The following is a 21,342-nucleotide window of genomic DNA, read 5'->3' on the forward strand; positions in this document are numbered from 1 at the left end:
AATAAACACTTATGCATTCAGGAAAAAGATTCGGAGCCCGGGAGTTCATTATCTGGACCAGACGGAGCATTTACGCTTTGGTTATATTATCAGCTATTCCTACAGTCCTGTACTTTTTAGGCTGGAAGTTCCTTTCCGTTCCATGGCAGCCGATTGCGATCATGGGAACAGCGGTTGCCTTTATTGTTGGATTTAAAAACAATGCCAGCTACAGCAGACTCTGGGAAGCAAGACAGATTTACGGAGCCATTATTAATGACAGCCGCAGTTTTGGGTATATTCTGAGAGATGCACTTCTTTCCAAAGACTCCGGTAAAGTAAAAGAAATGTTCCTTCGTCATTATGCATGGCTTACTGCATTGAGATTTCAGCTTCGTGAACCGCGAGCATGGGAAAATATGGGGTCAGATCAGTTTGATGAATATGCTAAAAAATATGACATTCCGGAAAGACTGACCACACTGGACGAAGAACTGAAAAAATATCTTTCTGAATCTGAGCTCCAGTACACTGTAAGCAAAAAAAACAGAGCGACTCAACTCATAGCCAGCCAGAGTAAAGTTTTATCCGAAGCTTACGAAAAAGGAGAAATCAATGATTTTCAATGGACACAGATCAACCAGCAATTGGTGAAGTTTACCGATAATCAGGGAAAAGCTGAAAGAATTAAAAACTTTCCCTATCCGAGAAATTTCTCTTCAATTACAACATATCTATTGCTTTTATTCATTGTTTTTGTGCCTTTTGGATTATTGAAGGAGTTTGATAAATTAGGTGAAGGAACATCGGTAGAAGGCTGGACATTGTGGTTCAATATTCCGTTTTCTTTACTGGTAACATGGTGCTTCCATACCTTGGACAGCGTGGGGGAGGCTTCGGTAAATCCTTTTGAAGGAAGTCCCAATGACGTTCCCATCACCCAGATCAGCCGTACAATTGAAATCGATATGAGAGATATGCTGGATGAATCTGATCTTCCGCCAGCCATTACTCCGAAGAATAATATCGTGCTTTAGATTGATCTTTTTATGATCTCAGATATTGATTAATGACAGACTTCGAATATATCTAAACCTATCAGGTTTGGGAAATAGATACCCAAAAATAAAAATAATACTTAAAAAAACGAACTCAAAATGATTCACAGCTATGTTATAATATCCATTGCAGTCCTGCTGTCTGTGATGATATTGGTAATGATCGGTCAGAAATTAAAAGTAGCTTACCCGATTTTTCTTGTCATTGCAGGATTACTGATAAGCTTTGTGCCGGGAATGCCGCGTATTGAAATAGAACCTGACCTTGTCTTTCTGATTTTCCTTCCGCCAATTTTGTTTGAGGCCGCATGGTTTACTTCATGGCAGGATTTTCATAAATGGAGAAAACAGATTTTTTCAATGGCCTTTGGATTGGTATTCTTAACCTCCATAGTCGTTGCTTATCTTTCATCTTCTATCATTCCCGGACTTACAGTCGCAATGGGTTTCCTGTTGGGAGGCGTCAATTCACCGCCGGATGCGGTAGCTGCTACTTCGGTTCTGAAGCATATGAAAATTCCTAAAAAGATCACTAATATTCTGGAAGGAGAAAGTTTGATCAACGATGCTTCCAGTTTAATTGTATTTAAATTTGCACTGGCCGCCGTTATTTCAGGACAGTTTATCTGGAGAGATGCCGTTCAGGATTTCTTTACCATGGCCATCGGTGGAATTGCCGTAGGAGTGGCGGTTGGGTTTCTGTTTGGTGCTTTATTAAAAGTTATTCCGACCAATTCCAATATCGATACCATTATTACCCTTATCGTACCTTACATTATGTATGTGGGAGCAGAACATTTCCATTTTTCGGGAGTATTGGCTGTAGTTGCCGGAGGTTTATTGATGTCTTATAATTCACATTGCTATTTAAGCCATACCTCCAGGATTCAGTCGGGGAATGTATGGAGTGTACTGATATTCCTGATGAATACCATCATCTTTATCCTGATTGGTCTTGAACTTCCCATTGTAGTGGAAGGGATGAAAGAATATACCATTTCTGAAGGTATTTTCTACAGTGTAGTGATTGGTGGAGCTATTATCGGAACAAGAATTTTGTATAGTTACGCATTAATGTACTTCCCAAGAATCTGCTCTAAAGAATTAAGGTTAAAAGTTCCCAAACCGGATTGGAGAGAGCCTTTTATCATCAGTTTTGCAGCAATGAGAGGAGTGGTTTCACTGGCTGCAGCATTATCGATCCCTGCTTTTTTACCTAACGGAGAAGCGTTTCCACACAGGAATATTATTTTGTTTGTAACCTTCGTGATCATATTGATCACCCTGGTAGGGCAAGGTTTATTGTTGGCGCCCATCTTGAAATTATTAAATATTCAGGATGCCGGAAGCGAATTGCCGGAAGAAAAACAGGAGGTAATCCTTATGCGTAAACTGAAGGAAACAGCATTGCACAAACTGGATAACGATTTTTCTGAATTAGCCGTAACGAACAGCCTTGTACGTCATCAAAAACACAAGCTGGAAAATGAAATGATGCTGATGGCAGACAAAGCCCAATGCATGGCTTCCACAGGAGATTATGTGTCCGCAATCAACGAAAACAAAGATGTTTTGAGACAGATCATTCAGGCACAGAGAAATGAGTTGCACAGAATGAAAAGAGAAAAGATCTTTGATGATCATGTGATGAGAACCATTGAAATGCAGCTGGATTTTGACGAAGCCAAGATCACAGGTTTTTCACATGGGTAATTACAAAATAAATCACAAAAGTCACAAAAGATAAAAGTTAAAATGAACTTGCAGGAATAAAAAGTTCACAAAAGGAAAATTCTGAAATTTTGAAGGCTTACGTGTACTTCTCATGAGTAGAAATTTAAACTTAAATAATTTAGTAGATAAAAACTTTTGTGACTTTTGTGGTTAAAGATTATAGGTAAAATGTGTACATTTAAACATATTAAACCTATAATATGAGTACACCCATCACTGTTCAGTACACCATAAATGCTCCGGCTGAAAAAGTCTGGAAAGCATTAACCGATAAAAATGAGATGAAATCCTGGTATTTTGATATCCAGGATTTTGTTTTGGAAACAGGTAAGGAATTCAACTTCTATGAACCGGGAGGTGAGAATAAATACCATCACCACGCACAGATTTTAGAAATAATACCCAATGAAAAATTAAAGCATACATGGTCTTATCCTGATTTTTCAGCCATGAAGACCATTGTAACCTGGGAACTGCTGCCAGAAGACGGTCAAACTTTAGTAAAGCTGACCCATGAAGATATTGAAAACTTTAAAGACTTAGGAGAAGGCTTTTCAAGAGAAAATTTTGTAAAGGGCTGGAATACGATTTTGGGACAAAGCTTAAAAGAATATTTAGAAAAATAAATCATGATCACATTACACCCTTTTACGATAGAAGATGCTCCACAACTGATTTCAAAGATAAAAGACGAAAGAATGCTTCTTCAGTTTGCCGGTCCGGCATATCGTTTTCCTCTCACAGAAGAACAGCTGGAAACTGATCTGTTCAATGAAAACAGAACTCTTTTTAAAATTACAGATGAGACAGGACGTACAATCGGGCATGCCCAGATATTTCTGAAAGAAAAAACATTCCTGTTGGGAAGAATTCTGATCTGGGATGAGAACAACAGGGGAAAAGGTTATGGAAAGAAGGTGATGCAGGAGCTTTTGAAATATGGCTTCAGTCATTTTGATAAAGAAACAGCAGAGCTGAATGTCTACGACTGGAATACCGGAGCTATTGAATGTTACAGAAAAGTAGGTTTTGCTTTTGACCCATACGTTAAAAGCGAAGCAAAGATTGATCAGGAAACATGGGTTTCCCTGAATATGAAAATTCACAGAAATAGTTTTGAATTACAGGAATCATGACACAATTTACCGCACTTCGCCCTGTTTTATGGACTGAAAATCTTGATGAAACCATAGGATTCTATATGCGTGTTCTTGGGTTTAGCCTTATGGACAGGAATAACGAATGGCAATGGGCTTCCCTTCGTAAAGATGACATATACATCATGCTGTCTCAGCCTAACGAACATGAAAAAAATACTTCCATTGGTTTTTCCGGTTCGTTTTATTTCAATGTAAATAAAGTGAATGATCTTTGGGAAGACCTTAAAACGAAAGCCAAAGTCTGCTATGAAATCGAAACTTTTGAGTGGGGAATGAGAGAATTTGCGATATATGACAATAATGGTTACCTATTACAATTTGGTGAACCTGCAGATAATATTGGGAATACGGAATAAAATTTGCTATTTTTGGAGAAATATTTAGAAATTCAATGAAAAAAAGTATAATAGCGGGTTTCGCAGCGATTTTATTATTGGCGTCTTGTAATAAGGATAAAGAAATTCTTAATACATTAAACACTTATAATACTTCAATGGAGGCGAAGGGATACCATTTCGGAGATAAGCTTGAGCTTCCGAAAGAGGTAACGGAAAATGCAGAAAGCGTAACAATCAGCTTTGGAGATAAAGAAACAACAGATTTAACAATTGATCCTAAATTTTTCACATTAGGTGACAATGCCGTTACATTCAATATTAAAACTAAGGGAGGTGAAGTTCTGAACCAGGATGCAACGATCAATGTATTTGCAAAAAATCCTGAAAAGAATATTCCTTATCAGATTGTAGCCGAATATCCTCACGATCCTAAAAACTTTGTACAGGGCTTCCAGATTGAAGGAAACACGATTTATGAAAGTGACGGGCAGAACGGATCTTCACAGATTTTAAAATATACGCTGGGAACAACAACTCCGCTGGCTTCTACGAAACAGGCTCAGGAAGATTTTTCTGAAGGGAGCACCATCGTAGGTGATAAAGTTTATCAGTTGACGTGGCAGAGTAAAAAAGGATATGTTTATGATAAAAGTTCTTTAAAGCTGCTTTCAGAATTTGCTTATCCAAATGTATTAGGTGAAGGTTGGGGATTAACGTATGACGGGAAGAACCTGATCGCTTCTGACGGAAGTAAGCTGTTATATTTCCTTGATGCAAACGATCCTTCAAAACTGATTAAGTATATTGCCGTTGCAGGAAGTTCTCAGGCATACGACCAGTTGAACGAACTGGAATACCACAACGGATTTATTTATGCCAACGTATGGCAGAAGCCGATTATTTTAAAGATCAATCCAGCCAATGGAGAAGTTGTGGGAACTTTTGACTTTACTGAAATCGCAAAACAGAATACCAAAGGAAGTGATGATGTACTGAACGGAATTGCCTTCAAAGGGGATAATATGCTGGTGACAGGAAAAAACTGGTCGAAGATTTATGAAGTTGTTATTAAATAAGAAAAGTTAATAACAATTTCTTTCTGAATAAAATAAAGTATGTAAATTGGTAGCGTTCCCTCAGGAGCGCTATCTTAGTAAAAAAGAATTTGAGATTATTATATCTGATACTGCTTTTAGTTTTCTGCTCAGTCTCTGCGCAGGATGTGCTTCCTTTAGATACTTTAAAACTGAAGGAGGCAAAAGATATGCTTGCCGATGACTACGGAAATCTGTATATCTATAAAAACAAAGATTTTAGTTTTACCAAATATGATTCCCTTGGAAAACAGATCGGAAAAATGATGCTCACTGTTCCGTACAAAGTACAGACCGTACAAAATCCTCTGAATGTGCCATTATTTTCAGAAAATGCCCAGGAAATGAAATTTGTAGACCAGAATATGAATGAGATTCAACGATTGGATTTTAAACAAAAATTTGGTTTTATCAGAATGGCTTATGCAGAAGATCTGCAGCAGCTCTGGCTTTTGGACGACAGTACAAAACGTTTGATACAGTATAATTTCAGGAATGATACCACCATCAATTCATATCCTTTTGACATCAGTTTTGAAGATTTAATGGACATGCTGGTCTATGAAAATAAGGTCTATATTTTAACGAGAAAACATATCAGAATCTATAGTCTGAAATTTGAAAAACTTTTTGAAGCCCCGTTGGAAAACGGAAAACGGTTTCGAAGAGAAAATGATGTGATCATGGTTATCGCGGGTAATTTCATTTCACAATACATCCCTGAAAAAGGTATGGCAACTGTTTTCGAAGATCAGGAAGCGCAAATTGTGGATAAAAACATCCTCTCTTATTTTGCAATCAAAGGGAACAAACTCTATCTTTACAGCCTTGAAAAAGTAAAGAAAGCCCAACAGCAAAAACAGCTCGAAGCTCAGCCGGAATCTCCTCCGCCATCTACAGAAAAACCAGTAGAAAAGACGGAAGAAAAGCCAGATGAGAATACAGTAGAGAAACCTTCAGACAATACTTTACAGAAATTGATTGAAGATATTTCTCAGGTTCAGACTGAGGCTGTCGAAAAACTTATCAACTAATCGGTAAATACAAGGAAAAAGAATATTATGCATATTGCAGTTACAGGAAACATCGGAGCCGGAAAAACAACTTTGACAACGATGCTTTCCAAGCATTACGGATGGGATGCACAATTTGAAGATGTAGATCATAATCCTTATCTGGAAGATTTTTATTCAGACATGAGCAAGTGGAGTTTCGCACTGCAGGTGTATTTCCTGGGGAGCAGATTCCGTCAGGTAAAGGAGATCAGGGAAAGCGGGAAAAACATTATTCAGGATCGTACGATCTATGAAGATGCCCATATTTTTGCGGAAAACCTGAATGATATGAACCTTCTTTCAGACAGGGATTTTAATAACTACTCATCAGTATTTGATCTGATGAAGTCTTTCGTATCTGCTCCGGATCTTTTAATCTATTTGAAATCTGATGTTCCTAACCTGGTTAAAAAAATCTATAAAAGAGGCCGTGAATATGAAGCATCCATCAGTATTGAATACCTTTCCAAACTGAATCAGAAATATGAAAAATGGATCTCCAACTATACAGAAGGAAAACTTCTGATTGTAGAAGTGGATGATCTTGATTTCGTTGAAAAACCTGAAGATTTCGGGTTTATTCTGGAGAAGATTGAAGCAGAGCTACACGGATTGTTTTAACATATTTTTATCAGAACATTAAGACAGACTCAGGGTAAATCTTTTTAAATTTGTTAAGACCAAGTTTAATTTTTGAAAAATATATCATGGTAGTTAAAGTTTTACATAACGGAAACTGTTCAAAGTCAAACGCTGTACTGGAGTATCTTGACGAAAACGGAGTGCCTTTTGAGATCATTAATATTGTTGAAGATCCTTTAAGTCCTCTTGAAATAAGAACGGTGCTGAAGAAACTGAATCAGAGTGTTTTTCATATTATCCGTAAAACCGATAAGCTTTACGTTGAGAACTATGCAGATAAAAACTATTCGGAAGAGGAATGGATAAAGATCCTTTCCGAAAACCCATCTTTAATACAAAGACCCATTCTGGTAAAAGGTTCAGTAGCAATGCTGGGAAGACCTATTGAAAATGTAAAATTCTTTATTGAAAAATAAACGAAATTTAATAAATAAAAAAGATCCGTTCTGTTGTAGACTACACCCAAAAGTTTAGACACTTTTTAGGGGCAGTCCATGAAAGAGCGGATCTTTTATGTTATGGGGTTTTTGTAGTAACCGGGCCATTTATCGCCTTATATAAAGCTTCCAGTTCTTTTGGAGGACGTCCGGAATCAAATTCTGAGGAGGTATACTCTTTTCCGCCAGCGGTAATGATCATAGATGATATCATTGCCTGGTCAGAATATCTGCCTGTAGTTGGAGATTTGAGTTCAGATATCTTCGGTAGGTCAATGTTCTGAGCCAGCCTGGAAACTGCCAGCCATTCGGCGGTGGAGATTTTGGTATTTATAATCTCTTCATTGATATTGGATTCTTTTGAGGAAGGAGTGAAAACAATATCTCTGCTGAACCCTCTTGTTCTTTCTGTTAACCGGATCTGTTCAATCTTTTGTTGCTGAACTGCAGAAGAGATATTTGGGGTATTATTTTCGCTGTTATTTTTGTGCATACAGTTTGTAGCAGAGGTTGCTAAAATGACATTAAATAGGATCAGTTGGATGTTCATCATATTCTGTTTTTATGTATTAATAATAAAAAACCGCTTCATCATGATGAAACGGCCTTTGTTTTTACAATAGAATAACGCCTTCTATTTTTGCTACTTCTTTATAAATATTCACTACCTGATTGGCATCCAGAACAAATGCATTGATATTGCAGGCCGTGTATTTTCCATTTTTACTTTCGCGGTTTCCCAGTGTAAATTTAATACCATCAAAAACTCTGTAAATTTCAGTAAGTTTTGCCTGGTCTGTAGGAATAATAAATTTAAATAAATAATCCTCCGGAAAATCATGATGATCCTCCAGTTTCTCCCTCAAAGACTGATAAAAGTCTTCAGGGCTTGCGTGTTGATTTCCTTGTAATATATCCATCTGCAATTGTTAATATAATATAAAAATAGCGAAAATTTTCCTATTTTCCAAACGGTCCCAGCAGGGACTTGGAGTTCTGATGTTCATAATCTTCAATGATATTGAATAATCCATTCACCAGCTGTTCAGAAGCAAGTTTACTCAATCCTCCTGAATTGACAGTGTTGTTATTTCCCCCTAAAAGACTGCCCAAAAAATTACTGCCTGATAGCGCTGTATTAATGGTTTTTACAATTCCATATTCATTCAGTTTTTCATCTACTTTAGGAGCAATGGCCGCAATAAGCTGTTGGGATGTTTTTTCCTTCAGAATCTGTGTAGCAGTGGTTCCCTGCATAATTCGCGTTACATCCTGAGCATTCAGGCTGTTTACGGCATCCTGCAAAATAGGTTTTGATGTATTCACTGTGTAAGCTGCTGCCTGTGCTATATAATCTCGTTCTTTGGCTACCAGTGAAGGAGCAATTTTCTCCAGTGTGGAATTGATATCTCTCAACTCTTTGGGAAGGGCTTTATCAACCATATTATTCTGCAGGAACGCTTCTTTGTTGCCATAGATACTCATTCCCTTATCAATACCATTGAGCAGAATTCTTTTGATAATAGAAAGCCCCATGTCTGATGTTGCCAATGAAGTGCAGGATTGTACAGTGGTGGTAATAACAGCACCGGTTCCAATCAGAAGAGCGGCTGCAATGATATATTTTTTCATTGATTTTTTTATTATGTATTTCTAAGATGCATTTGTCAAAAACTGCACCAAAGGTAATTACTATTCCCAATTTAACAAAATATTAAATTGAGTACATGTTTTGGTGAATATTGTGTCAAAAATGTTAAAATTTCATTTGTAAATATGATGAATAAAGGATCTTGATTTTAAATTAAAAATTATAAAATCTATATTTTTGGCATTTTTCATTTAATAAAGTATAGTTATTTTTAAATATTTAAGATAGTTTAACAGTGTTGGATATTTTTTATATTTTTGGCTAATGTCTTTTTTTGAGATTTTAAATAACTCCACTATTTAGAGACAGGTGCAAATTTGAATTTATTTGAATAAAATTGAAACTATATGAAACAAAGTAATTTAAAGTATTCAGGTCTCATTGCCGTGTTATATTTCGGGATGAACGTGAATGCACAGGTTACGCAGGATTCTGCTAAAGTCCAGAAGATTGACGAAGTCGTTATGATTGGATATGGTAGCCGTAAAAAAGTAGACAACACTACTTCTATTAGTTCTATCAGTGCGGAAGAAGTAACTAAAACTAAAGTGTTGAATGCATCACAAGCCATTCAGGGTAAAGCAGCCGGTGTACAGGTAATAGCTTCCGATGCACCAGGATCTACTCCGACAGTGATGATCAGGGGACTTGGTACTGTATTGGGTGGAAGAACACCTTTATATGTAGTTGATGGAATGTTTACTGATAACATTAATAATATCAACTCTAATGATATTCTTACTTATGATGTATTGAAAGATGCTGCAGCATTGGCTATCTATGGTAACAGAGCTGCTAATGGAGTAATCATCATTACGACAAAGTCAGGTAGAGGAAAATTAAGCGTTTCCTATGATGGACTGGTTGGATTTAGAACCCCTTTAAAAACCATTAAAATGGCTAACGGGTCTGAATTTGCAAATTATAATAATGCTGGTAAAGCAAGTAATTATTTGAATCCTAATCAACCCTATAATACAGATTGGTTCAAAGAAATTACAAGAACGGGAATTTACAACCAGCATAACTTATCAATTTCAGGATCTTCAGAAGCTGCAAAGTACTTTTTAAGTTTAAGTAATTATGATGAGCAGTCTATCCTTAAAGGAACAAATTATAACAGGACTACAGTAAGAACCAATAACGAGTTCAGAATTACCAAAGGAATCAGATTGGCGCAGACTTTAAGCGCAACATTTACTAATGATACTCCTAAATCGTATGGTGCTTTTACAAATGCTTATAAACAATCACCATTAGTCCCTGTATATTATCCGAATGGAAAATATGGTCAGCCTATTTATAATAAGACCAACGGGAATATCGATTATGAAGGAGGACGATTTAATAACGTAGGCAACCCGGTGATGCAGCTTGCTTATGACAATCAAAGAGGTAGAAATTTCTTATTACAAGGTGGATTAAAATTGGATATAGATATCTATAAAGATTTAAAATTTACCTCTCAATTTAGTGGAGAATATGGTAACTATAAATACTATAATTTTGTAAATTCAAAATCTTTCTGGTTAGATAGTGATCCTATGAGAACGGAAAACCAATACTCAGCTACGTCACCACTAACAAGGTTAACCAATAAAAGTCAGAACTATTTCAACTGGTTACTTAATAATTATTTAACCTATACAAAGAAAATTGAAAACCATGATATTGAAGTTGTTGTAGGTACAGAAGCTTCAGTAAAGAATGGGCTTGAGACTTTAATTATTAACAGAAAAGATGTTCCTATTGCAAAAGATTACTGGAATCTTAGCGGAGTTGATTACTATGGTAATCTGTATAGTGATAGTGATACAAAAGCCCTTGAATCAATAAAAGGAAACAGAAATACTACAATTTCTTATTTCGGAAGATTCCAATATAAATTTATGAATCGTTACTTATTAAGTGGAACGATCAGAAGAGACGGTTCTTCTCAGTTTGCTGCTGGTAATAAGTGGGGTACATTCCCGTCATTTGGGGCAGGTTGGATTATTTCCGAAGAAAACTTCATGAAAGATGGCTTCTTTGACCTTTTGAAGCTTAGAGGTGGATGGGGTAAAATCGGAAACCAAAATGTTCCTTTGAATTATCTACCACTTTCAATGGGAGCAACTTATAATTATGCGTTTGGAAGTTCGCCGGTAAGCAATGGAGTTACTGTTAATAAAGGTTACGATCCGGACTTAGGATGGGAAGTTACAGAAGAATCTTCTTTAGGATTAGATTTTGGAATCCTGGATAAAAGATTGACAGGTACGTTTGATATTTATAACAGAAAAACCAAAAATCTTATTTTGGGAGTTGTTCCATATATGGCAACTGGAATTTCTGATTTGAATTATTCTCATATGGGAAGTGTTGTTAATAAAGGTGCTGAGGTAAGCCTAAACTGGGCTGATAAAGTAGGCGAGGATTTTACCTATTCAATTGGTGCCAATTATTCTTATAATAAGAACAAGCTTGCCAGCATTAATCTTTCTAAGCCTGTTTCTCAAATTGTTGGGGGAAATCTTGGAAACGGACAAGATACAAAACTTTTTAACGCTAATGCAGTTGGTTACGCATTAGGAAGTTTCTATTTATGGGAAGCTGATGGTTATGATGCAAATGGTAACCTGAAGTTTAAAGACTTGAATGGTAACGGAATTACAGGAAGTGCAGATCCTGGAGACAGAAGATTCTTCGACTCTTACATACCAAAGTCAACATTAGGTGTTAATGTTTCAATGTCCTATAAAAATTGGGATTTTGCCCTAAGTGGTTATGGAGCTTTCGGATTCAAAGTGTACAACGGTAAAAAAGCACAAAGAAATGGCGGAGAAAATGTCGAAGCCTCTGTAGCGAATGATTTTTGGACTCCTACAAACACTAATGCAGCAAATCCTGTAAATCCTGCAAATATTCCAATTGCATCTACATTCTATTTGGAAAGCGGAGATTATTTCAGAATCAATAATATTTCAGTAGGATATACATTTAAAAATGTAACGGATTATATGAAATCAATTAAGCTTTATGTAAGTGCAATTAATCCTTTTGTTTTCCAGAAATACTCAGGATATTCCTCAGAATTATCAGGATACAACCCTACGGATCCTACTGCAGAAGGAGATCCTTACAAACGTGCAGGGGTAGAATTAGATGCTTACCCTACATTAAGATCTTTTGTATTTGGTGTTAACCTAAATTTTTAAAAAAATGAACAAAAAATATATCATAGCAGCGGCATTTTTGATTTTAGGAGCTGTTAACCAAAGTTGTAGTAATGACTTTATCGACGTGTCACCTACGGAAGCAATTCCTGAGAGTGCATTGGGTGAAATATACAATAATGATGCAGGAGCCAATAGTTTAGTTACGGCTATTTATGCTAAGTTTTTAGACTGGAATATGAGTACATTTGCATGGATTGGGGTTACATCAATTGTCTCTGATGATGCTGATAAAGGTTCAAGTGCAAGTGATTCAGGTTCAGATAAAGATATTTTAGATGCTTTGACATTTACAGCATCAACACCGTCATTTAAAGAATTGTTTGCTTCTAATTATCAAGGTATTAACAGATGTAATCAGGCGTTGAAATATCTTCCTCAGTTGGATAAAGCAGACCCGCAATTACGTGAGAGATTAGCGGGAGAGGCAAAGTTTTTGAGAGCATTTATGTACTTTACTTTAGTTAGATCTTTTGGAGGTGTTCCGTTAGTAGATCATGTTCCCGTTACAGGAGTTGAAGCTGACAAGCAAATGACACTAACCAGAAAAAGCAAAGAAGAGATTTATGCATTTATAGAAAAAGATCTTAAAGATGCAGCAGCAGTTTTGCCTTCTGGAACCGGGGGACAAAGAGCTACAAAAGGTGCAGCCCATGCACTTTTAGCTAAGGTGTATTTATATCAGAAGAAATGGCAGCTGGCAGTAGATGAGACTAATTTGGTGACAGGTTATTCATTGACAACTAATTTCCAGGATATTTATAAAGTTTCCGGAGAAAATAATGCTGAATCTATCTTCGAAATTAATGGTAGTGGAGGAACAGCAGGAAGAGCAATCCAACAGTACAGCCAGGTTCAGGGAGCCAGAGGTACTACAGGCTGGGGTTGGGGATTTGCTACGCCAACCCAAGGATTGTATGATGCTTATTCTGCAACAGATTCAAGAAGAGATGCTACGATTATCCACAGAGATATGACTTTATATGATGGATATTACGTAGGTCCAAATACAGAAAATAAATTCTATAATTATAAAGCTTATTCTTCCAATTATAGAGATCAGGCTTCAACAGACGTAAACATTCGTTATCTGAGATATGCTGAAGTACTATTAATCAGAGCTGAAGCAATGAATGAGCTCGGACAAACATCTGCAGCTATTCCTTTCCTGAATCAGGTAAGAAACAGAGCAAACATCGGAAACACGACTGCTTCTTCTCAAGCAGACGTAAGATTGGATATCTGGAAACAAAGAAGATTAGAGCTTGCTTTCGAACATGACAGATGGTTTGATCTTGTAAGAACCGGACAAGCCCAGGCAGCCATGGCGGCTGATGGTGGTAAAAAATTCATCGTTGGAAAACATGAACTATTCCCACTTCCACAAGACTTTATAATGGAAGCAGGTGGATTGTCAGCACAAAACCCCGGCTATTAAATTTAATCAATAAAAACTTTAGAGGAGAATGAAAGTTCTCCTCTTCTTTTAGTAAGAAACCCTATAAAAAGAGAGCTCATGAAAAGGAACGTATTATCAATAGCTATTACTTCATTATTCTTTGTGTATTCCTGTAAAAATGCGCCCGTTGCCAAACAGGAGACCGGAAAAACTGAAGCAGTAAAAAGCAATATCACGGATGAACAACTGATGGACAGAGTGCAGAAAGATGCTTTAAAGTACTTCTGGGACTATGCAGAACCTAACTCAATGCTGGGAAGAGAACGTTACCATGAAGATAATATCTATCCTGATAATGATAAACACGTGATTACTACAGGAGGCTCAGGATTCGGGTTGGCAACTATTCTGGTAGGGGTAGAAAGAGGATTTGTTCCAAGAAAAGAAGCGGTAAAAAGGCTTACTCACATCATGGATTTCCTGGCTAAAGCAGACCGCCATAAAGGAGCATGGTCACATTGGATCAATGGAGAAACCGGAAAAACAGTCCCGTTCGGAAAAAAGGATAATGGCGGTGATCTTGTAGAAACGGCATTTCTTACCTCAGGAATACTGATGGTCCGTGAATATTTTAAAAACGGAAATGCAGAAGAAAAAGCCCTGGCAGCAAAATGTGATGAACTGTGGAAAGGAATCCAATGGAATTGGTATACCAAAGGAGGTGAGAAAGTTCTATACTGGCACTGGTCACCGGATTACCAATGGGAAATGAATTTTCCTCTTGAGGGATATAATGAATGCCTGATCACTTATATTTTAGCAGCCTCTTCACCTACTTATTCCATTGATGCAGAAACCTATTATAAAGGATGGACCAGAAACGGAACTTACCTTACAGATAAAACAAAATACGGGTTACCCCTTTATGTAAAACACAACTATGCCGAAGAATACGGCGGCCCGCTTTTCTGGGCACAATATTCATATATCGGGCTTGATCCTACGGGATTATCCGATAAGCTTGTCAAAAACTACTTTGACATCAATAAAAATCAAACCCTTATCGATTACAAATACTGTGTTGAAAATCCAAAACAATGGAAAGGGTATGGCCCCAACTATTGGGGGCTTACAGCCGGATATACCAGAAATGAAGATGGAAGCACAGGATATACCGCCCATATGCCTGGCAATGATAATGGAGTGATTACTCCTACAGCTGCCTTGAGCAGTTTTCCCTATACACCAAAAGAATCAATGGCTTTCCTGAGATTCATGTATATCCAAAAACCTGAATTCATAGGATCTGCAGGACCTTATGATGCGACCTCCATTAATTATAATAATTGGTTTAGCCCAAGATATCTGGCGATAGATCAGGGAACGATAGCACCTATGATTGAAAATTACAGATCAGGATTCCTGTGGAAGTTATTTATGAATGCACCGGAAATTCAGCAGGGATTAAAAAAACTAAGCTTCCGGTCAGCCAAATATGGAATAAAATAACTCAACAGGAACGGGCCATTATCCTGAGCTTATCCGAAGGCAGCCCGTTTACATAAAAATGATCAAATCCGTTGGCTCTAGCTAAAACCTAAATAACAATATGAAACTAAAACTGAAACATATTCCTCTTTTATTGCTGCCGTTTTCAATACCAATGAATGCGCAGGAGATAAAAGGGGAACTCAATAAAGAAATTAAAAGACAGGAGAAAATGTCATACATTCTGGATTACCCACAGGATGTTAAAGGAAATGTACCATTAATTGTTTTCCTTCATGGCTCAGGAGAACGGGGAACCAATCTTGATCTGGTAAAGGCTCACAGTCCGTTTACCTATAAAAACCTGATCAAAGGACCTGTAGCTATTCTCGCACCCCAATGCCCGGAAGGAACTTGGTGGGATACGGTTACCGTATATCATCTGATCAAGGAAATTCAGAAGAAATATAAAATTGATGCTTCCCGTATTTATCTTACAGGGCTTTCTATGGGAGGATGGGGAACCTTAAAGCTGGCCATGGAGCATCCGGAAATGTTTGCTGCAGTGGCTTCAGTGTGTGCCCCTACAGATCAGGTTATGACCGCCAATATTCATCGGTTTAAAGATCTGAATATGAGGATTTTTCATGGCGGAATGGATGATATTGTATTACCGGCCAATGCTTTTAATTTTTATCAGAAGCTGCATCCTGTAAACCCTTCAGCAGAGTTGGTTATTTTCCCGAATGATAATCATAATTCATGGGATTCGGCATACTCAAATCCCGCTTTGTATGAATGGATGCTGTCCAAAAAGAAAGAAAAGTAATCCAAGAAACCAATGATTGAAAAATAAACCCATCAAATTAAAGCAAAAAATATAAAACAATAATTTAAGAAGATAGATTTATGAAAAAGTTAATTGTAATCGCCACTTTAGCATTGGCACCTGTATTTTCCGCACAGGAAATGGTAACGAAGCCCGTTCAGTCTTACCAGACAGCTCAGTATCAGGCTAAGAAGAAAGCTTTTGTAGACAATCTTTTATCTAAAATGACATTGGATGAAAAAATTGGCCAGATGAACCTTCCGACTTCCGGAGATTTCACTACAGGACAGGCACAGAGCTCTGATATCGGAAAGAAAGTAGAGCAGGGATTAGTCGGCGGATTATTCAATATAAAAGGAGCAGATAAGATCAAGGCAGTTCAGAAAGTGGCAGTAGAAAAAAGCCGTCTGAAGATTCCTATGATTTTCGGAATGGATGTTATTCATGGCTATGAAACTACTTTCCCGATTCCTTTAGGGTTAGCCGCTTCATGGGATATGAACCTTATCCAGCAGTCAGCAAAAGTAGCTGCCAGAGAAGCTGCTTCCGACGGGATCAACTGGACATTCTCTCCCATGGTAGATATTTCCCGTGAACCAAGATGGGGTAGAGTATCAGAAGGTTCTGGTGAAGACCCATATTTAGGAAGTGAAATTTCTAAAAATATGGTGTATGGCTATCAGGGGAAAGACCTGGCTAATGGAACCAATATCTTAGCTTGCGTGAAACACTTTGCCTTATATGGAGCAGGGGAATCCGGAAGAGATTACAATACGGTTGATATGAGCCATGTAAGGATGTTCAACGAATATTTTCCTCCTTACAAAGCTGCAGTGGATGCTGGTGTGGCTTCTGTAATGGCCTCTTTCAATGAAGTGGACGGAGTACCGGCGACAGGAAACAGATGGCTTCAGACAGAAGTTTTAAGAAATCTATGGAAGTTCAAAGGCTTCGTAGTAACAGACTATACCGGTATCAATGAAATGGTAGACCACGGTATGGGAGATCTTCAGCAGGTATCTGCTTTGGCTTTAAAAGCTGGGGTTGATATGGATATGGTGGGAGAAGGTTTTTTAACAACATTAAAAAAATCCCTTCAGGAAGGAAAAGTTACGCAAGCTGAAATTGATATGGCAGCAAGGAGAATTCTTGAAGCAAAATATGATCTTGGTTTATTTGATAATCCATACAAACATGGAGATGCGAAGTTAGCGGCAAAAGAAGTCTATAATATGGAAAACCGTAATATAGCAAGAAATACAGCTGCTCAATCCATGGTGTTATTGAAAAATGACAATCAGGTATTGCCTTTAAAGAAATCAGGAACAGTGGCTGTAATCGGCCCATTGGTGAATAACTCAATGAATATGGCCGGAACATGGAGTGTTGCTACAAAACATGCTGCTTCAGTTTCTTTGATGCAGGGATTACAGTCAAACTATGGAAAAGAAGTTAAGTTTTTATCAGCAAAAGGAGCCAATATAGATTACGATGCCAAATTAGAAGAAATCTATGCAGCTCATGGTAAAAAAACAGACAGAGACAACCGCTCGAAAGAAGAATTGTTAAAAGAAGCTGTAGAGGTTGCCAACAAAGCAGATGTGATTGTTCTGGCTATCGGAGAATCTGCTGAAATGAGCGGAGAATCTTCTTCAAGAACAGAAATTACCATTCCTCAGTCTCAGGTTGATCTGCTAAACGAGTTAAAGAAGACGGGAAAACCAATTGCAATGATTCTTTTCACAGGACGTCCTTTAGCTTTAACCAATGTAAAAGATACTCCGGATTCTATATTGAATGCCTGGTTTGCAGGATCTGAAGCAGGAAATGCCATTGCAGATGTTCTGTTCGGAAAAGTAAACCCGTCCGGAAAACTTCCGATGACTTTCCCAAGAAGCCTTGGGCAAGTGCCAATCTATTATAATGCTAAAAATACAGGTCGTCCGCTAAGCCAGGATAAAGTAGATAAATGTACTTATGAAAGATTCCGTTCAAACTATATGGACGAGTGCAATACTCCTTTATATGCTTTCGGATATGGATTGAGCTATACGAAATTCAATTATTCTGATATGGCAGTTTCCACTACTACTGCAAAAGGAAATCAGACGGTTCAGGCATCCGTTACTGTAACAAATACAGGAAATTATGACGGAGCTGAAGTGGTTCAGTTGTATATCAGAGATATGGTGGGAAGTATTACAAGACCGGTAAAAGAGTTGAAAGGCTTCCAGAAAGTATTTCTGAAAAAAGGAGAATCTAAAAAAGTAACTTTCGATATCACTCCTGAAAGCCTTAAGTTCTATAACGGAGATTTGAAATATGACTGGGAATCAGGTGAATTTGATATTATGATCGGAACCAGTTCTGACAATGTTCAGCATTCAAAGATTAACTGGACTAAGTAATATCCGGAAAAGTAATTCACCGGATTGTGTTATGATGTTTTTTTGGCACGATTTTTAATAATACCTCGGGTAATTATTAGTATACAAATCGACATGAAAAAAACAATTTTATTAAGCACAATGTTCCTGGGTTCTTTACTGTTTGCACAAAAAGGAACAGTAAAAGGTGGAGACAAAGATGCACACGGATGTATTGGTTCTGCAGGATATACTTATTCTCAAATTAAGAAAGACTGTATAAGAACGTTTGAGCAGAAAATCAAGTTAACAGAAGTAGCTCCGAAAGACAGCTATACTTCAATAGCTGCAGTTATTTTCAGTAAAGACATGAAACAAGCTGAGGTTTTTGTAAAAGATGCCGGTGAAAGAAGCATTATCCTTACCAGAGCAGGAGGTAAAGCCAAAGCATGGAAAAAGGATGGTTATGTATTGGTTCCTTACAAAAAGCACGGATATCAGCTTAAAAAGGATAATATCGTGATCTATCAGTAAGATCCGGTTAAAAAAAACCGCTCGAAAGAGTGGTTTTTTGTACCTTAGAGAAATTAATTAATATCACATTTCTGGGATATTGTAACCAGTCAAAAAAACAAATATTTTACCTATGAAAAAAATAATTTTACTCAGTACCATGTTCCTTGGTTCATTCGTTTTTGCGCAAAAAAGTACTCCTGTTCTGGGAGGTGACAGAGATGTTCACGGTTGTATTGGTTCAGCAGGATATACGTATTCACAATTAAGAAATAATTGTATACAGACTTTCAATCAGAAAATAAAACTCAAAGAAGTAAATTCAGACAAAAGCTATACTTCAATGACGGCAGTTATTTTTAATAAAAGTATGACTAAAGCTGAAGTATTTATTCCGGATGGAGCTGCAAAAAGCATTATTTTGGATAAGCAGGGAAAAGCAAAAATATGGAAAAGCGGAGCTCACGTGAAAGACAGCTATGTTTTAACTCCCTATAAAAAAAGCTATCAGATCAAGAAGAATGATGAAGTCATTTATCAGTAAAATAAAACCACAAATAACAGACCACTCGCAAGAGTGGTTTTTTTATGTCAATAATTAAAATTAATTCGGTTTAATACGACATGTTTTGACGTTGTGGATAAATATTTTTACATCATAATAAAATAAAAACTGGTATAAATAGAGAGAATCTAATTAAAAATAGTATGATTTACAGGATACCACACAAAAATGATTTCCATATCTTAAAAAGTGTTAAATTCGCGAAGTTTTAAGAAACTAATTACTAACTCAAAAAAACATAGGATGAAAAAATTCTACTTCGGTGCATTTACTTTATGCACAGCCCTGGGTGTATCTGCTCAGGAAGTGATATGGCAGAAAGATATACAATCTTCTACCCAGGATTTTCTAAGCCAGGTCACCACAACCATTGATCAGCAATACCTGATCTCGGGAAGCTCTATACAGTCTAAAAGCCAGTCGCCAGCAGCCAGCGGCCAAAAGCAGAATAACGGCTACGATTTTCACTTAATTAAACTTGACCAGCAAGGGAAAGAATCATGGGAGAAATATTTCTCAGGGCAAAACCACGATTATCTGTCTGCTACTGTTACCACGCAGGATGGCGGATTTCTTTTAGCCGGAACATCTCATTCAGGAAAAGGACTCGATAAAAAAGAGGATTCTAAAGGAGGCTCAGATATCTGGCTGATCAGAATCAATGAATTTGGGGATGAACTATGGCAGAAAACCTTAGGAAGTTCTTCCGATGAAGAAGCCAGAGCTGTGATTCAAACGACAGATTTAGGATTCTTTATGGCCGGTAACTTACAGAACGCTGCAAAAGGTTATGGATCTAAAGATGTTTTGATCACAAAACTGGATAAAGACGGAAAAGAACTTTCCCAATTAATTTTAGGTGGAAAAGGATTAGACGAAGTAGAGAAGATGATTCCGACGAAAGATGGTGGGGCATTACTGGGAATTTATTCCAGAAGTGGTATTGGAGGATCAAAACAGACAGAGAACTATGGTGAAGGAGATTTTTACATTATCAAATTGGACAAAAACGGAAAAGTAGAATGGGAAAAGAACTTCGGAGGCAAAGGAGATGATCATTTGAGAACTCTGGCCTTAACTTCAAATGGTTTTATCATTGGCGGGGAATCAAGATCAGAAAGGTCAGGAAACAAAACCGTCGGATTAGAGGAAGGAACAGATCTTTGGCTGATTTCTTTAAATGAAAGAGGAGATGAACAGTGGCAGAAATCTTACAATTTTAAAAACCGTGATATCCTGATGGGAATGAGCGTTCTTCATTCAGCAGATGATAAATCTTCAAAAGGAATCTTATTGGGGGGCTATACCCAGGCAGAAGGAAGAATAGAAACTGATGATGAAACCTTCTGGATGCTATATCTGGACCAAGACGGAAATGAACAGTGGAGAAAGCATGTGAAAGGAGAATCACGAAAGAAAGAAGAAAGACTTTCTGATTTAAAGCTGAACAGAGACGGTTCTATTGTTTTAGCAGGAACCAGTGCGGAAGAGTTGGGCAAAGAAAACTGGAAGATTGTGAAACTGGGAGACAAGCAGGTTGATCAGCTCATTGAAAAATATGACATCAAAATTTATCCGAATCCTGTTTCAGACTATGCTTACGTAGAAATCGGTTTTGATCTTTCGACAGGCTCAGGACAGGGTTTTAAGGATGCAGATATTCTGTTATATGATATGAGCGGAAGACAGCTTCAAAGTATAAAAACCAAAAACAAAGTGACTAAGATCAATACCCAGGCTTTGGTGCAGGGAGCTTATTTGATCACTATAAAAACTGATACCAGCAAAACAGCGAATGTCAAAATCATAAAAAAATAAT

General features: G+C 37.3%; 20 protein-coding genes. 17 read left to right on the top strand and 3 right to left on the bottom strand.

Translation table 11 applies throughout. The annotated features are described in order from the left end of the window. Window positions 1-11: 11 nt before the first annotated feature. From AC59HC_RS06370 to AC59HC_RS06410, 9 genes are all read left to right on the top strand, one after another. A complete protein-coding gene (locus tag AC59HC_RS06370; RefSeq protein ID WP_496558257.1) occupies window positions 12-1,016 on the top strand; it encodes a bestrophin family protein in 1,005 nt (334 codons plus the stop codon). Window positions 1,017-1,136: 120 nt separating this feature from the next. Then, entirely contained in the window at window positions 1,137-2,750 is a 1,614-nt protein-coding gene (locus tag AC59HC_RS06375; protein ID WP_202839391.1) for a Na+/H+ antiporter, read from the top strand. A 221-nt stretch (window positions 2,751-2,971) separates the two neighbouring features. Then, window positions 2,972-3,397 carry an SRPBCC family protein gene (locus tag AC59HC_RS06380; protein WP_395974156.1) on the top strand — a complete coding sequence of 142 codons (426 nt, stop codon included), beginning with the start codon at window positions 2,972-2,974 and terminating at the stop codon, window positions 3,395-3,397. A gap of 3 nt (window positions 3,398-3,400) precedes the next feature. After that, complete coding sequence (locus AC59HC_RS06385; RefSeq protein WP_202839393.1) at window positions 3,401-3,907, top strand: GNAT family N-acetyltransferase; 507 nt, start codon at window positions 3,401-3,403, stop codon at window positions 3,905-3,907. After that, window positions 3,904-4,287 (top strand): VOC family protein, encoded by a 384-nt coding sequence (locus AC59HC_RS06390; protein ID WP_395974153.1) that lies wholly within the window; start codon window positions 3,904-3,906, stop codon window positions 4,285-4,287. The genes AC59HC_RS06385 and AC59HC_RS06390 overlap by 4 nt, the downstream gene beginning before the upstream one ends. A gap of 35 nt (window positions 4,288-4,322) precedes the next feature. Beyond that, window positions 4,323-5,345 (top strand): glutaminyl-peptide cyclotransferase, encoded by a 1,023-nt coding sequence (locus tag AC59HC_RS06395; RefSeq protein WP_202839397.1) that lies wholly within the window; start codon window positions 4,323-4,325, stop codon window positions 5,343-5,345. An 89-nt stretch (window positions 5,346-5,434) separates the two neighbouring features. Then, window positions 5,435-6,397 carry a hypothetical protein gene (locus AC59HC_RS06400; protein ID WP_343638975.1) on the top strand — a complete coding sequence of 321 codons (963 nt, stop codon included), beginning with the start codon at window positions 5,435-5,437 and terminating at the stop codon, window positions 6,395-6,397. A gap of 27 nt (window positions 6,398-6,424) precedes the next feature. Next, a complete protein-coding gene (locus tag AC59HC_RS06405) occupies window positions 6,425-7,039 on the top strand; it encodes a deoxynucleoside kinase (RefSeq protein ID WP_002977952.1) in 615 nt (204 codons plus the stop codon). Between the two features lie 86 nt (window positions 7,040-7,125). Continuing rightward, the gene (locus AC59HC_RS06410) at window positions 7,126-7,476 is read left to right on the top strand and encodes an arsenate reductase family protein (protein WP_110011032.1); all 351 of its coding nucleotides are present in this window, start codon (window positions 7,126-7,128) and stop codon (window positions 7,474-7,476) included. A 100-nt stretch (window positions 7,477-7,576) separates the two neighbouring features. Here the strand turns inward: AC59HC_RS06410 and AC59HC_RS06415 are convergent, their stop codons facing one another. The 3 genes from AC59HC_RS06415 to AC59HC_RS06425 all read right to left on the bottom strand — a co-directional run bounded on the left by AC59HC_RS06415 (window position 7,577) and on the right by AC59HC_RS06425 (window position 9,129). Then, entirely contained in the window at window positions 7,577-8,050 is a 474-nt protein-coding gene (locus tag AC59HC_RS06415) for a hypothetical protein (protein ID WP_411412879.1), read from the bottom strand. Window positions 8,051-8,111: 61 nt separating this feature from the next. Further along, window positions 8,112-8,417 carry a DUF493 family protein gene (locus tag AC59HC_RS06420; protein ID WP_047433612.1) on the bottom strand — a complete coding sequence of 102 codons (306 nt, stop codon included), beginning with the start codon at window positions 8,415-8,417 and terminating at the stop codon, window positions 8,112-8,114. A 40-nt stretch (window positions 8,418-8,457) separates the two neighbouring features. Then, a complete protein-coding gene (locus AC59HC_RS06425; RefSeq protein WP_110011034.1) occupies window positions 8,458-9,129 on the bottom strand; it encodes a DUF4197 family protein in 672 nt (223 codons plus the stop codon). Between the two features lie 366 nt (window positions 9,130-9,495). Between AC59HC_RS06425 and AC59HC_RS06430 the strand changes: the two genes are divergently transcribed. The 8 genes from AC59HC_RS06430 (at window position 9,496) to AC59HC_RS06465 (ending at window position 21,341) form a co-directional block, all read left to right on the top strand. Next, the gene (locus AC59HC_RS06430; RefSeq protein WP_496558258.1) at window positions 9,496-12,345 is read left to right on the top strand and encodes a SusC/RagA family TonB-linked outer membrane protein; all 2,850 of its coding nucleotides are present in this window, start codon (window positions 9,496-9,498) and stop codon (window positions 12,343-12,345) included. A gap of 4 nt (window positions 12,346-12,349) precedes the next feature. Next, on the top strand, window positions 12,350-13,801 hold the full coding sequence (locus tag AC59HC_RS06435) for a RagB/SusD family nutrient uptake outer membrane protein (RefSeq protein WP_411412881.1): 1,452 nt from the start codon (window positions 12,350-12,352) through the stop codon (window positions 13,799-13,801). Between the two features lie 78 nt (window positions 13,802-13,879). Further along, window positions 13,880-15,271 carry a glucoamylase family protein gene (locus AC59HC_RS06440; protein WP_496558259.1) on the top strand — a complete coding sequence of 464 codons (1,392 nt, stop codon included), beginning with the start codon at window positions 13,880-13,882 and terminating at the stop codon, window positions 15,269-15,271. Window positions 15,272-15,371: 100 nt separating this feature from the next. Then, window positions 15,372-16,079, top strand: a complete 708-nt coding sequence (locus AC59HC_RS06445) for a carboxylesterase family protein (RefSeq protein ID WP_482399229.1) — start codon at window positions 15,372-15,374, stop codon at window positions 16,077-16,079. A gap of 80 nt (window positions 16,080-16,159) precedes the next feature. Then, window positions 16,160-18,487 carry a beta-glucosidase BglX gene (bglX, locus tag AC59HC_RS06450; protein ID WP_496558260.1) on the top strand — a complete coding sequence of 776 codons (2,328 nt, stop codon included), beginning with the start codon at window positions 16,160-16,162 and terminating at the stop codon, window positions 18,485-18,487. Window positions 18,488-18,580: 93 nt separating this feature from the next. Further along, window positions 18,581-18,979, top strand: a complete 399-nt coding sequence (locus tag AC59HC_RS06455) for a hypothetical protein (RefSeq protein WP_496558261.1) — start codon at window positions 18,581-18,583, stop codon at window positions 18,977-18,979. Window positions 18,980-19,091: 112 nt separating this feature from the next. Next, window positions 19,092-19,502 (top strand): hypothetical protein, encoded by a 411-nt coding sequence (locus AC59HC_RS06460; RefSeq protein ID WP_062671818.1) that lies wholly within the window; start codon window positions 19,092-19,094, stop codon window positions 19,500-19,502. A 264-nt stretch (window positions 19,503-19,766) separates the two neighbouring features. Then, complete coding sequence (locus AC59HC_RS06465; RefSeq protein ID WP_496558262.1) at window positions 19,767-21,341, top strand: T9SS type A sorting domain-containing protein; 1,575 nt, start codon at window positions 19,767-19,769, stop codon at window positions 21,339-21,341. The last annotated feature ends 1 nt before the right edge of the window (window position 21,342 follow it).

The sequence above is a fragment of the Chryseobacterium sp. DZ-32 genome, from assembly GCF_059587025.1.